The 14,527-nt window shown below is 33.9% G+C and carries 8 protein-coding genes; all 8 read right to left on the reverse strand.

Translation table 11 applies throughout. The features are described from left to right. Positions 1-24: 24 nt before the first annotated feature. The 8 genes from BOW55_RS06270 to BOW55_RS06305 all read right to left on the reverse strand — a co-directional run bounded on the left by BOW55_RS06270 (position 25) and on the right by BOW55_RS06305 (position 14,233). On the reverse strand, positions 25-1,551 hold the full coding sequence (locus BOW55_RS06270; RefSeq protein WP_129023438.1) for a RagB/SusD family nutrient uptake outer membrane protein: 1,527 nt from the start codon (positions 1,549-1,551) through the stop codon (positions 25-27). 11 nt (positions 1,552-1,562) lie between these two features. Beyond that, positions 1,563-5,186 (reverse strand): SusC/RagA family TonB-linked outer membrane protein, encoded by a 3,624-nt coding sequence (locus tag BOW55_RS06275; RefSeq protein WP_241686495.1) that lies wholly within the window; start codon positions 5,184-5,186, stop codon positions 1,563-1,565. Between the two features lie 93 nt (positions 5,187-5,279). Further along, positions 5,280-6,491 carry a FecR family protein gene (locus BOW55_RS06280; RefSeq protein WP_129023439.1) on the reverse strand — a complete coding sequence of 404 codons (1,212 nt, stop codon included), beginning with the start codon at positions 6,489-6,491 and terminating at the stop codon, positions 5,280-5,282. A 64-nt stretch (positions 6,492-6,555) separates the two neighbouring features. Further along, on the reverse strand, positions 6,556-7,110 hold the full coding sequence (locus tag BOW55_RS06285) for an RNA polymerase sigma factor (protein WP_129023440.1): 555 nt from the start codon (positions 7,108-7,110) through the stop codon (positions 6,556-6,558). Positions 7,111-7,453: 343 nt separating this feature from the next. Continuing rightward, entirely contained in the window at positions 7,454-10,891 is a 3,438-nt protein-coding gene (locus BOW55_RS06290; RefSeq protein ID WP_129023441.1) for a pyruvate carboxylase, read from the reverse strand. A gap of 179 nt (positions 10,892-11,070) precedes the next feature. Continuing rightward, positions 11,071-11,355 (reverse strand): hypothetical protein, encoded by a 285-nt coding sequence (locus BOW55_RS06295; protein ID WP_129023442.1) that lies wholly within the window; start codon positions 11,353-11,355, stop codon positions 11,071-11,073. 319 nt (positions 11,356-11,674) lie between these two features. Beyond that, positions 11,675-12,616: a thioredoxin-disulfide reductase gene (trxB, locus tag BOW55_RS06300; protein WP_129023443.1), complete on the reverse strand. Its 942-nt coding sequence runs from the start codon at positions 12,614-12,616 to the stop codon at positions 11,675-11,677. 99 nt (positions 12,617-12,715) lie between these two features. Further along, positions 12,716-14,233 (reverse strand): aminotransferase class V-fold PLP-dependent enzyme, encoded by a 1,518-nt coding sequence (locus BOW55_RS06305; protein ID WP_129023444.1) that lies wholly within the window; start codon positions 14,231-14,233, stop codon positions 12,716-12,718. Positions 14,234-14,527: the final 294 nt, after the last annotated feature.

Below are 14,527 nucleotides of genomic sequence, written 5' to 3' on the forward strand. Positions count from 1 at the left end.
AGGCTGCTGTTAGTATTAACCCGATTAGTATTTATTCTGAACAATTTGATTTTGAGAAGAAACTATTTCAGTATAAGGAATAGGTCTTGCAAATTTTCTTGATTTTAGTTCCAGCGTATAATTAATAGGGGTTCCACTTTTATTAATTCCTGCCGCAGAATATGGCAAAAAGGTTCTTGTAATTAATACATCATCTGCAGGATTATCATTGTTATTAAAACGTCTGATGTCTGCCCAACGGGTTGTAAAAGGCATCTCTCTTCTTCTTTCTAATAAAATTTTTGCAAGTGCATCCCCTTGAGAAGAAGCGCTTAAATCACGCACATTTGCAGGTGCCGCAACGTCGAATCTTGCTATTCTTAATTGATTTACGGTTTGAATACCTTGAGCCCATTGTCCTTTGCGAGCCTCACATTCTGCTTTTATCAATAGCATTTCTGGAGTAGAAGGTCCATTTAAAATATCTGATTTAAAGAAAAAGATATAAGCCGGATAGTCGTATGCTGGTCTTACTGCACCACGGCTATACGAATAACCTTCAACGATATGATATTTATATCTTAAATCATAGGTTTTGTCATAACAATTTAACAAATTTTGAGAAGGAAAATAATTCCAATAACCATTAGATAAAGTCCTAAAGAAATAAGATTCTCCCCATTTCAATCTATCAGATACATCGCCCTGTAAATCGTGCGTATAGGGATACTGAATGTTATAGGTTTGCTGGGTTGGATTAAAAATAGTTACTGGCGCTGGAACGGTTGACATACGCATTTCGGTATTGTAATTACGTAAAGTGCTTTGTTCTGCTAAAGCCTTTTCAGCATAAGACTGCGCATTTGTATAGTCATTTTTAGCTAAATAAAAACGAGCAGCAAAACCTTTTACTGCAACGGTACTGGCTCTCCATGTTCTTTTCAGTCCATTTACAGTTTGTAAGGTTCTGGTTATTTTTAATGCGGCAGCTAAATCGGCTTCCATAAAGTCCCACGTTTCCTTTAAAGAAGCTCTCACTAAAGATTGTTCGAAACTTCCAGATGTTTTGATCGGTAATCCCATCTCTTCCATGTTTTCAGTACTATAAGGCAGACAATACACGTTTGCTAGCTGAAAATAACTGTAAGCTCTAATAAAGTGTGCTTCTGCTTCTAATTGCGCTTTATTTTCGGCTGTACCGCTTACTTTTGGAAGTGTTTCTAAAATCATGTTAGCATAAAACACTTTCTTCCATTCACCATTCCAAAAAGGAGAATTTATAGCAGGTTGATTTTCAGTATCCCAAACTGCCGAATAAAGATTTGGCAGCTGCATATAATTATTTAAATTTTGATACAAAGTAACATCAACAGCAAAATCATCAGTTCCATAAGCTACTTCTTGCGAATACTCATTATACAATTGATTATAATTATTTAAAAGAGTCTCTAAATCATCTATACTAGTTGGCACCACAGCAGATGTTTTTGATGGACTTTCATCTAAATAGTCACTACAGCTTATTATAGTACTGCATAAAGCAAATACTAATAAATATTTTGAAATTTTCATATCTGTCTTTATTAAAAGTTAAAGTTGAAACCTAAAGTAAAAGCACTTTGTAATTTTAAACCGCCTCTTGGATATTCTGGATCCTCTCCAAAATCATTGAACAAAATAGTTCCGACATTATTAGCCTGTACAAAAAGATTGAATGAATCTAAACCAATTTGAGATATTATTTTTCTATCTAATGAATAGGTTAAATTAATTTCCTGAAAACGAATATGAGAAGCATCAGCTGTTAGATAATCCATATTATTCGTAAATTGTGGATAGAAATAATATCTAGGCTCATCCGTTACAATAGGAATTATTTGGTTTGGATCACCGTTTACCACTTCACTGTATTTCGAATTAATCCCTTGATTTCCGGTAACAGATGATGGATAATTGAACCCTTGACGTCTAAATACGTGCCCGAATTTTGCAGTAATAATAAATGAAAAATCAAAATCGTATATTTTAAAAGAGTTTCGCATACCAATATTGGTTGGTGCCACTGCGGTACCCTGAGGCATTAAAAAGGTTTTTGCATCTCCTGTAACATATGTGGTAATGTTAACCGGTTGATTATTTGGACCTATAACTGATGGTTTTATAACAGGACTAGTCTCGGTTCCAAAATTGTGCATACCAGCATATTGATAAGACCAGATCGTATTTGCATTATATCCTTGAATGTAACTATAAGTAGGATCTCCGGTACTGCCGTTTAAATTGGAATCAAAGTAACTATTCACAAAAAAACTGGTAATTTCATTTTTGTTATAAGCAAAATTAAAAGAGCCATTCCATTGAATGTTTTTGGTAATAGGCAATGAAGTTCCTAAAACAACCTCTATCCCTTTGTTTACCATCTCTCCATTATTAAACTTTTGAGCAGTAGTTCCATTAACTGCTGCTATAGATTGATTTACAATAAGATCGTAACTTCTTTTATGATAAAGATCTACACTTCCAAAAAGTTTATTATCGAATAAACCAAAATCAAGTCCAAGATTTTTCGTTTCTGTTTTTTCCCAACGCAAATTAGGGTTACCGAAACTTGAAATAGTAGATTTTGGCTCTAAAGTAACATTGTCTAAAGCTGAAATTCTATTTAAAAGCGGCAAAACAGAAGTTGAATTATCGACATTTCCATTAAATCCGTATGTTGCTCTAAGGCTTAATTTACTAATTGTATTATTGTTACTTAAGAATTTTTCATTTGACACATTCCAGCTCGCTCCAACTGACCAAAATGGATCGTATCTCATTTTAGGATCATCAGTAATTAAATTAGAAGCATCTGTACGGTAACTTGCCGTAATATTATATCTCCTGTCATAAGTATAGCCTAGATTAGAAAAAACAGAAACAAAACGATTGGTTAGTTCTGTTTGTTTTGTAACAGGAATAACATTAAAAGGAAAAGAAAATACAGCATTTGACAATGGTTCACCTCCCCACATAGTTGATGTATTATAAGGATTCAAAAGCTGTGAACTGGTCAATCTGTCTGGACTATATCCAAACTGGTCAGGATTCTGGATAGTTCTAACAGTTGTATTTTGGATTTCAGAACCTGCAATGAAATTTATACCGTGAACATCATTAAAAGTTCGGTTAAAATTTAGTTGATTTCTAAAATTGTACGAATTATTATTTAGTCTATTCGATTGTAAAACACCTCCTGTAGGAACGTTTTGTACCGGCTTCGTAGAATTAAAATTCCAGCTTGAAGATCTGTTTATAAAATCCTTAACCGCAAAAGTTTTATCACTCGAATAATTATTAGTATCATTTCTTAATAATTGATACTGAATTTTAGAATTGAATGTTAATCCATCAATAATTTTAAACGTTAATCCTGCCTGAATACGTGTATTCAAATATTCTGTATTATAATCTCTATTCTGTACATCAGTTATTGGATTGTATGACCAATCAGAATAAGCGAATTTTTGTAATGGAAAATAAGCATTCACATTAGGCATGTAGTATTTTAAATACGACATGTCTGTATAGTTCCCATTTCCGTCCACAAGCATATCCCATGGAGCCAAAGATCTAATAACATCTAACATACTTTGACCACCGCTTGGGTACTGAGAAAAGCTATTGCCCGAATTTGAATCTACATTTCTATACTGCAGCATTCCTGCAAAATTGAAATCTAGAAATTTATTCAGGTTAGTAACATTTGAAAAATCGATCTGATATTTACTTGATTTATCTCCAACGAAAAAAGTCTGGTTGTTTTCATACATCAATGAAAGATTATTTTTCATTTTATCAGTACCGCCGGCAATATTAAAATTATACTGTCTGGTAATAGGAGATTGTAATAAATACTTTTCAATCTGACCTTTATTGTTTAGTGTGCTAAGCCTAGCCAATTCAGCATCTCTTTGTGCAGGAGTGATTCTTCCTAAAGATGCCTCAGTCATGGCTGTCATGGCTAATGATCGAGAATTGTAGGACGTAATAGCCGCACTCATAGGAGTACCTAAACCAAAAATGTTCGTATCAAAAGCAATTTGTTCATATTCGATTGTCTCTTTAGCCGAAGCTAAACCCACCGTATAATCGAGGTCTAATTTAGGTGACATTCTCACAAAAGAGGAGAAAGACACATTGGTTTTGCCTTTTTTAGCCTTTTTAGTAGTCAGTACAATAACCCCATTTGCGGATCTTGCTCCCCAAATAGAAGCTGCCGCAGCATCTTTTAAAACGGTTACAGATTCTACATCATTCGGGTTTATACTGCTGAATCCTCCTTCTATAGGAAAACCATCTAAGACTATCAGCGGTTGAGAATTTGCAAACAAACTAGACTGTCCTCTAATTTGAAATTCGATAGAACCATCTGCATTTATAGTACTCTGCATACCGGCTACACTACCTACTAAACGTTCTGCGATACTAGAAGATGGTTTTGAAAGCTGCTCTTTATCTACATTTTGGTAAGATCCTGTACTTCTTTCTTTCGAAATTTCCTGGAAACCAGTAGAAACTATTTTAATTTCATTTAAAGTGTTTGATTCCTCAATAAGAATTATATTAAATTCTGACTTGCTGTCAATTTTAATTTCCTGAGTTGTAAATCCAATATAGGAAATCACTAAGATATCATCTGTTTTGACCTCAATACTATAAAACCCATTAAAATCAGTAACAACAGCGGTTTGTGTTCCTTTTATTTTTACTGTGGCGCCTGCAAGCGGCATACCTTTGTTGTCAATTACTTTCCCCTTAATCGTTCTTTGCTGTGCAGCAGCTTTTTTTACAGAAGCGATATCTTTGGGTTTTATAATAATGGTACGATCTTTTGTGATTATTAGATCAAATTTATCATCAGGTAAACTTTTCTCTAATAGTTTATTGGCAGTTATAGTACCTTTTTTCAGTTTTACTTTAGGGGCATTTTTGAAATAATTTGCTTCAAAAATAAAATTATAGTCTGTCTGACTAGAAAGAATTTCTAAAACTTCATTTACGGTTACAGTTTTATCGGCAGTAATTGTCACATTATATTTCTGCGAAAAGACTTCTATAGGAGTAAAGCCGAAAATGGTCGAGCAAAACAATAGCAAAAATGTTCTCATAAAATAAATAACTATTTTTTTCCCTTGCGGGAAAGAAACATTGGTTGATTTTTTCATAAATTTGGTTATTGATTAATTTTTAGTTGAAATTAATTGATGTTCTAAGGGAATATGAGGTTGGTTTGGTCAGAGATTCGAACCTCAGTTCTCTTATTTTCTTTTGGTTAGGGTGATTTTTCTTTGTTCTATTTCATATTCTATATTGTTTAAGGTTTTTATTGTAAATAAGATATCATTAATGTTTTGACTCTTCCTCAAGACACCATTAAATTTCATGTTTTTGATGCTTGAATCAGAAAATACTACCTCAACATCGTACCACCTGCCCAGCACTTTCATTATTTCTTCAAGAGAAAGATTTTCAAAATTAAACACTCCTTCTTTCCATGACACTACTTTCTGAGCATTGACTGCTTTGGTTTCAATACTATTATCATTCAATTTTACTATAGACTGCTGATCTGGTCTTAGAATTTCACGGCTCTCTTTATTACGAAGAGCGATGCTGCCTTCAACTAGAGTCGCATATAAAAAAGGTTCATCATTGTACGCTTTAATATTGAAGTGGGTTCCAAGAACCTCTACTTGCTGCCCTTTGGTTTTAACCATAAAATGAGATCCATTATGCTGAGTGCTTGGTGATACTTCAAAATAAGCTTCACCATAAACTAGTTCTACACTACGAGCTTTACCATTAATAAAATAATTTGGGAATTTTAACTGGGATTGTGAGTTTAACCATACTTTAGTACCATCTGAAAGAACTAATGAAAACTGTCCTCCGCGCGGTATTGTTAAGAAATTGAATTCTACTTTTGATTTACCTTGATCTTTATACGTCAAAGTAGAATTATTTACAGTAAAACTTTTGGCTATATAACTACTTCCTTTACCTAAAACTACTGTACTTCCATTACCTAATACTAAAGTCGCTTTATTACTTCCAGGCGGGATCACCACCTCTTTTGAAGTTACAATCGAATGCTCATTTCCTTGTAAGGTTTTTGGCGAGCTTAAGTAAAAAAAGATTCCTCCTCCAATTGCAACAACAGCGCAGGCCGCATATTTATAAAAATTTGTACTTAAATTAAATAAAGAAAACCTCTCATTATGATATTGAGTTTCTTTATGATTATCTAATTCTAATTTTACTTTTTTCCATGCTTTATTTTTATCTAAAGTCTGGTAAAAAGAAATTTGTCTGGATTTTTTATAAACCTTTAAATATTCAATAAATAGCTTTTGATTTTCGGGACTTTCTCTTACCCAATTCTGCAAGACATCAAATTCTTCCTGATTCAGTTCTTTTAAAGAATAGGAAGCAATTAGAGAAACTATATTTGAATTTAAATTTTCCATCATTAACTTATTGTTATTTATATGATAACAAAAAACTAAAAATGGGTGACATAAAAATAAACTTTTTTTATTTTAACATCAATAATGCAATTAAAAGCGGCGAACTGCGTAATTTCTTCAAAGCTCTTGAGTATTGTGTTTTTACTGTATTTACTGAAATTCCGAAGTGTTCTGCGACTTCTTTGTACTTCATTTCATCTAGTACAATTGCCTTAAAGATTTCTTTACTTTGATTAGGAAGTTTCTCAATTTCTTCTTTGAGTCTGGCAAGTTCTTCTTCTGCCGAAGATCCTGGAGGAAGTTCTTCTTCGATTAACTGGCTTACTATATCTTCAATATCTTCAAATACGAATTTATTCTTTTTTCGCATCGCCAAGATACTATTATTCCTCACTGACTTAAAAAGATAAGAACTTACTGAATCTTCAATTTTAAGATAAAATTTATCGTTCCAAAAGCTAACAAATAACTCCTGCACAATATCTTCTGCCAAATCAAAAGAATCGCAATATTGCAAAGAATAGGTACAGAGCTGTGAGTAATAACGGTCAAAAAGTTCTTTATAACCAGAGCTGTCTCCCTCCTTTAATTTATTTAGAATATCTAAATCAGTGCGCTTCATTGGATAACTTGTATCAAAAAATGTTTATACTAAAAAAGCAGTCTGCTGTACATTAAAAACAGTCATCCATTACTCTTTTAATTTTAAAATAATGCAGGATACTTTCAATATATTATTAAGTAATAAACCAAAAGTAAACAAATTATACTATAACACAATCTTCCATAAGTGTACTCTTACTTTTAACTTAAGAGACCTTAAAAGGTATTGTCAAAATCAAATACAAATAAAAGCAAAAACAGTTGCAAGAACGCTCTTGCAACTGTTTAATTACTAATTTTTATCTAATAAATCTGTATCGTTTTTTTTGTCCTAATTTATCTAAAAGTAATTAATTCTTTACTTAACTCACAGCATATTCAATAATCAAATCTCCTTTTTCTACTAAACTGTTTTCAGAGAGCTGAATTTTTTGAATAATACCTGCACGTCCCAAAACGGTATTTTCCATCTTCATAGCTTCTATAGTAAACAAAGGCTGGTCGTGTTTTAGAACATCCCCTTCTTTTACCCAGATCTTACTCAACAGACCAGGCAAAGGAGCTCCAACCTGAGTATCTGTAATTGCTTTTCGATTCTTTACACCTTCTATCTTTATCGATTCATCTTTTATCTCAATTGCTTTTGTCTGTCCGTTAAGTTTAAAATAAACCGTTCTCATTCCATGAAGATCAGGCTCAGATTTATACAGAAACTTAACTATAATAGATTTTCCTTGAGAAATATTCACAATTACTTCTTCGTTGGGCTTTAAACCATAGAAAAATACTGTCGAAGGAATAACACTTACATCTCCATACTTTTCGTATGTTTTATAATACTCTTCAAAAACTTTAGGGTAAAATTTATAGGATAAAAAATCAGCCAGCGTACAAGATACAGAGAATTTCTGCTGAAAAATTTTAAACTCTTTATCAAAGTCAATAGGCGTTAAATGCGCATTAGGCAGATCTGTAAATGGTTTTTCTCCCTTCAATACCATTTTTTGAAAGCCATCAGGCCATCCGCCATCAGGCTGTCCAAGCTCGCCTTTAAGCATTCCTTTTACGGAGTCAGGAAAAGACAAAGAATCTCCCTTTTCTAAAACGTCCTGTTTACTTAAATTACTGCTGACCATAAACATGGCCAAATCTCCTACTACTTTAGATGAAGGCGTTACTTTGACAATATCTCCTAAAAGACTGTTCGAATCCTCATAGGCTTGTTTTATCTCTGGCATTCTGGTTTCCAGTCCAAGAGAATAAGCCTGTGGTTTTAGATTTGAATACTGCCCGCCAGGAATTTCATGTTTGTAAACTTCAGCTGTGCTGGATTTTAAATCCGACTCAAAAGGGTAATAATACTCTCTGATGTCTTCCCAGTAATTACTGTACTGATTTAATTTTTCAACATCAAAACCAGAGTCACGGCCAGTGCCTTTTAACGACTCCGCAAAAACATTAAAATTTGGCTGTGAGGTAAGTCCTGACATTGAGGCAAGAGCTACATCGATAATATCTACTCCTGCTTCTACAGCCTTAAGATAGGTTGCGGACTGAATACCTGCAGTATCATGGGTATGTAGATGAATAGGAATATCAATAGTCTTCTTAAGTTCAGTAATCAATTTCTCTGCTGCATATGGCTTTAATAATCCTGCCATATCTTTAATACATAAAATGTGAGCTCCGGTATCTTCAATTCTTCTTGCCAGATCCAAATAATAATTAAGATTGAATTTTGGACGCTCAGGATTTAATATATCTCCTGAATATCCCATACATACCTCAGCAATCGAATCTGTATTGTTCAACACTGCATTTATACTAGTTTTCATATTGGCTATGCTGTTCAGAGAATCAAAAACCCTGAAAACATCAATCCCTTTATTGGCAGAAACTTCTATGAATTTTTCAACTAGATTATCTGGATACGCGGTATATCCTACGCCGTTAGAACCTCTTAAAAGCATTTGAAGCAGTACATTTGGCATTGCTTCTCTCATTTGTTCTAAGCGATCCCAAGGACTTTCATTTAAAAATCGCATGGCAACATCAAAAGTTGCTCCTCCCCAGACTTCCATAGAGAACATCTTTGGGAAATCCTTTGTAAACTGAGATGCAAATGGCAGCATATCAATGGTCCTGACCCGGGTAGCGAGCAGAGACTGATGTGCATCACGCATCGTACAGTCTGTATACAAAATTTCATTCTGCATTTTAATCCACTGCGAAAAAGCTTTTGGTTTTAATTCTGTCAAAAGCTGTTTGGTACCCTCTGCATGCATAAATGCTGATGGAACAGGCAGTTTTGGTGTCATAAATTTTTTCTCAGGTAAAATAAATTTAACATCCGGATTTCCATTTACGATTGTATTGCCTATATAAGCTAAATTTTTTGTTACATAATCTGACTTTCGTCTGATCTGCAGAAGCGCAGGATTATCTCCTATAAAGTTTACCGTAACATTCCCTGCCTGAAAATCAGGATGGATAATTAAATTTTCTAAAAACGGAATATTGGTTTTAACACCTTCAATTGTAAATTCTTTAAGTGTTCGCAAAAGACGCTGGCTCGTGCCTTCAAGTGTTCTTCCCCTAGCAGTAATCTTTACCAGCATGGAATCAAAAAAGGGTGAAATCTTAACTCCCGAATAAGAGCTTCCTTCATCTACACGAATACCATAACCTCCTGCATTTCTATAGGCTATAATAGTACCATAATCTGGTGTAAAATCATTAGCAGGATCCTCTGTAGTTATTCTGCACTGAATAGCAAAACCACTGCATTTTAAACTTTCCTGACCTTGTATATATATTCCTGGACTCGAAAGTTCATGCCCGCAGGCAATCAAAATCTGACTTCTTACTATATCAATTCCTGTTACCTCTTCGGTCACAGTGTGCTCTACCTGAACACGAGGATTAACTTCTATAAAATAAATATTCTCCTGAGCGTCTACTAAAAATTCAACTGTTCCTGCATTATTATAATTAACGGTGCGTGCAATACTGAGAGCATAGCCATACAATTTATCCTTCGTTTCTTGTTTTAAATTAGGTGCAGGAGCAATTTCTACCACTTTCTGAAATCTTCTCTGCACACTGCAGTCACGCTCAAATAAATGAACAATATTGCCGTGTTTATCTCCTAATACCTGAATTTCAATATGTTTAGGACTTTCAATAAATTTTTCAAGAAACAAGGTATCATCTCCAAAAGCTGTTTTTGCTTCTCTTTTGGCTTCGTTAAATAAAGAGGATAACTCGCTGGCTCTTCTAACAACACGCATTCCGCGGCCCCCACCGCCTGCGGCTGCTTTAAGCATCAGCGGGTATCCTATTCGATCTGCTTCCTTTTGGGCAATATCAAGGGCTGATAAATCTATTTTACTATCTTCTATCAAAGGAACTCTGGCAGCCAGCGCAATTTTTTTTGCAGCGACTTTATCTCCCAATTGTTCCATAATTTCGGGATCGGGTCCAATCCATAAAATACCATTCTGTCGGCATTTAACCGCAAACTGAACATTCTCAGATAAAAATCCATATCCAGGATGAATAGCATCGACTCCTTGTGCTTTGGCTGTTTTAATAATTTCATCGATATCAAGATAGGGTTTTAAAGGATCGCTGTCCTTGCCTATTTGATAAGCCTCATCGGCTTTGTATCTGTGCAGTGAATACCTGTCTTCGTAGGTATAAACCGCAACAGTTTTAATTTTGAGTTCCGCGGCAGCGCGAAAAATACGTAGTGCAATCTCTCCTCTATTTGCAACTAGTAATTTAGAAATTGTTCTCATTCTAAAAAATTAAATTAAATATCCAAAAACATCTCATTTTAAACAATTTACCCATTAAAATTTTTACTTATCATCTTTAAAATCCAATTCTTCTCAGACTCACTTCCGATCGAATGAACACTAAATAAAGTAATAATCTTAACTGTAATTATTCCATATTAAAAACCAAATATAACTTTTTAATAGTTCCAGTCTTTCACAATTTTATATTGATCAGAACTCTGAACCATCCTGCTTAAAAATATATCGATATGCTTCTGCATAAAATTCCCTGCCAATAATTTAAATAAAAACATCTCCAGCTTTGAACGCATATTGAATCGGTAGGAAGCCGACACAATAGCGCCATTCTCGGCATCATCAAAAAAAGTGTACTCGTACTCTATCGATGACAATGGACTCAGCCACATTGAAGTAAAATTATCTATTTGCACTGAAAAAGACCAATCAGCAATAAATGTCAAAAAAATATGTCTAGCAGAATTACCGTCTTCAAAAAAAATAATGCGTACAATACCGAGACTTCTATTTATTTGCGACTGACTAATTGGAGCAAAACCCTGAACAAATGGTATATTATCAAATACTGTCAAAAGGTCCCTGCCTGCTATATGTTTAAATAATTCCGTAACAGAGGTATTAATTCCCTGTGAGGACTGTATTACAATTGTATTCAAAATTATTATCAGCTCTTTTACATTTTAGCTCTTTATTTCTTAAATTATTTTTCAAATTTTAAAAAAACGTTCTAGGGCTACCAACTCGCTTTTTACTGCTTTTAATTTATTCTTTTGAAGCCAAATATCTTTCAGCATCAAGTGCAGCCATACAACCCGTACCAGCAGCAGTAATTGCTTGACGATACACATGGTCTGCAGCATCTCCAGCAACAAAAACGCCTTCAACATTTGTTTTAGATGTTCCCGGGGTATTTACAATATAACCTGTTTCGTCAAGAGTAATATAATCTGCAAAAATATCTGTGTTTGGCTTATGACCAATTGCGACGAAAAATCCAGTTGCAGGAATATCAAAAACTTCACTAGTTGTTTTATTTTTAGCTTTTATAGCATGAACAACATTTTCATCTCCTAAAACTTCAACTGTATCGTGGTTCATTAAAATCTCGATATTTTCAGTTTTACGAACACGTTCTTCCATAATTTTTGAAGCTCTGAATTTTTCACTTCTTACTAACATGGTAACTTTTTTACAAAGCTTAGATAAATAATGTGCTTCTTCGCAAGCAGAATCTCCTGCTCCAACAATCACAACTTCTTGATTACGGTAGAAAAATCCGTCGCAGACAGCACAAGCAGAAACTCCGCCGCCCATTTGTAAATAATGCTGTTCTGAAGGCAATCCTAAATATTTAGCAGATGCTCCTGTAGAAATAATAACCGTTTCACAGTGCAATTCGATTGTATCATTAATCCAAACTTTATGAATATCGCCTGAAAAATCAACTTTTGTAGCCCATCCATCACGGATATCAGCACCAAAACGTTTTGATTGTTCTTGTAATTGAATCATCATTTCTGGTCCCGTAACACCATCAACATAACCTGGGAAATTTTCAACTTCATTAGTGGTAGTCAACTGACCTCCAGGCTGCATTCCTTGATATAATACTGGATTCATGTTTGCTCTGGCTGCATAAATTGCAGCTGTGTAACCTGCTGGTCCTGAACCTATAATTAGGCATTTGATTTTTTCAATCATCATACTATTTCATTTATTAAGCGTAAATATTTTTTCTTCCTTCTATAATTTTGTAATCGTATAATACTTTTTTAGATGTAATTACTTTTTATAAAAATTGTATTATAAACTAAACCAATCTTTAATTATTTCTTTTTCTGATGATTCGTTCGCTAAATGAACAAAATCATTTTTTTTACTGTCGTACTTGTAAGCTTCTCCCCAATGTACTGCATTATGAGCCACTAGTGCAATAGCATCACAAATAAATTCAATCTCTTTATTAGTCATAGTTGGATGAATAGACATTCTTATCCATCCTGGACGCTCTGCCAAACATCCCCCTAATATTTTTTCTTCAATAGATTTTGACAAAGAAACATCTACATTCAATAAATAATGCCCGTATGTTCCAGCACAAGAACAGCCGCCTCTGGTTTGAATTCCAAAACGATCATTTAGCAGTTTAACTACCAAATTATAATGTACGTTTTCAATATAAAAAGAAAAAACTCCAAGGCGTTCTGTATTTTTCGGAGCCAGTATCTGCAGGTTATCTATTTTTGAAAGCCTTTCAAAAATAATTGAATTCAATTCATGTTCTCTTTTCAAAATATTCGCAGTCCCCATCTGCTCTTTCAGCTTAACGGCCATAGCTGTTTTAATAGTCTGCAGAAATCCTGGTGTTCCCCCGTCTTCTCTTGTTTCTATATCATCAATATAATCACGATCTCCCCAAGGATTTGTATAAGAAACCGTTCCTCCTCCAGGATTATCTGGAATCAAATTTTTGTAAAGTTTTTTATTAAATATAAGTACGCCTGTAGATCCTGGTCCTCCCAGGAATTTATGCGGCGAAAAAGTAATAGCATCAAGATATTCATCTTGATTTTCAGGGTGCATATCAATATCTGTATAAGGTGCAGAACACGCAAAATCTACAAAACAAAGACCGCCATATTTATGCATTATTGATGCTATGGCATGATAATCTGTTTTTATCCCTGTTACATTAGAACATCCAGTTACAGCTGCAATTTTAATTGGAATGTCTTTATATTTCCAAAGCAAAATCTCAAGATTAAGAAGACAAGGCAGACCATTTACATCTGCTGGAATTACTTCAACTTTTGCAATGGTTTCCAACCAAGAGGTCTGATTGGAATGATGTTCCATATGCGAAACAAAAATAATCGGTCTTAATTCATCAGGAATCTGAGTATGTTTTTTTAAATTCTCGCTTACTTTTATACCTAAAATTCGTTGAAATTTATTTATCGCCCCCGTCATACCAGTTCCTTCGGTAATTAGTACATCATCATCAGAAGCATTAACATGTTGTTTAATAATTTGTCTTGCGTCATGATATGCCTGTGTCATTGCAGAACCTGTGATCGAGGTTTCTGTATGCGTATTGGCTACAAAAGGTCCAATTTCATTAAGAATTTTCTCTTCGATAGGTCTGTATAATCTACCGCTGGCAGTCCAGTCTGCATAAATTATTTTTTGAGTTCCATATGGCGATTTAAAACTTTGTTCCATTCCAACGATGCCATCGCGAAAAGTTTTAAAATAATTTTCTAGATTCTCTATTCTTTCATCGAAAAATGATTCGGTTTCTTTATTATAATCAGTTGTCATCGTTTCTTAATAAAATATTATTGTTTACGTTCTATTTGAAAATTCTCTGCGGTATGTCGATCATAAAATCATTAAAACTGCTAATCTTCACGAGAAAATCAGCTTTTATTATATCAATCTAATATTGATTAATTTGATCGTAGAATATAATTTCATGAGCGAAAATAATTTATCTATAACACAGTTTCTGTGTCTTTTGTCACAGTTGAAATTATATTATTACATTAACATTTAAATACTTACACAATCAAGAAAAGCTTTATCACTCTCCTTTTTGCTTGAGTAATGAAAGTG

The sequence above is a fragment of the Flavobacterium sp. YO12 genome (assembly GCF_004119495.1).
In the GTDB taxonomy this organism is placed as follows: Bacteria; Bacteroidota; Bacteroidia; order Flavobacteriales; family Flavobacteriaceae; genus Flavobacterium.

Excerpts from the sequence above, each read along its gene's own strand:
- BOW55_RS06275 (WP_241686495.1), bottom strand. The coding sequence starts at position 5,186 with ATGAAAAAATCAACCAATGTTTCTTTCCCGCAAGGGAAAAAAATAGTT.
- trxB (WP_129023443.1), bottom strand. The coding sequence starts at position 12,616 with ATGATGATTGAAAAAATCAAATGCCTAATTATAGGTTCAGGACCAGCA.
- BOW55_RS06270 (WP_129023438.1), bottom strand. The coding sequence starts at position 1,551 with ATGAAAATTTCAAAATATTTATTAGTATTTGCTTTATGCAGTACTATA.
- BOW55_RS06305 (WP_129023444.1), bottom strand. The coding sequence starts at position 14,233 with ATGACAACTGATTATAATAAAGAAACCGAATCATTTTTCGATGAAAGA.
- BOW55_RS06285 (WP_129023440.1), bottom strand. The coding sequence starts at position 7,110 with ATGAAGCGCACTGATTTAGATATTCTAAATAAATTAAAGGAGGGAGAC.
- BOW55_RS06280 (WP_129023439.1), bottom strand. The coding sequence starts at position 6,491 with ATGATGGAAAATTTAAATTCAAATATAGTTTCTCTAATTGCTTCCTAT.
- BOW55_RS06290 (WP_129023441.1), bottom strand. The coding sequence starts at position 10,891 with ATGAGAACAATTTCTAAATTACTAGTTGCAAATAGAGGAGAGATTGCA.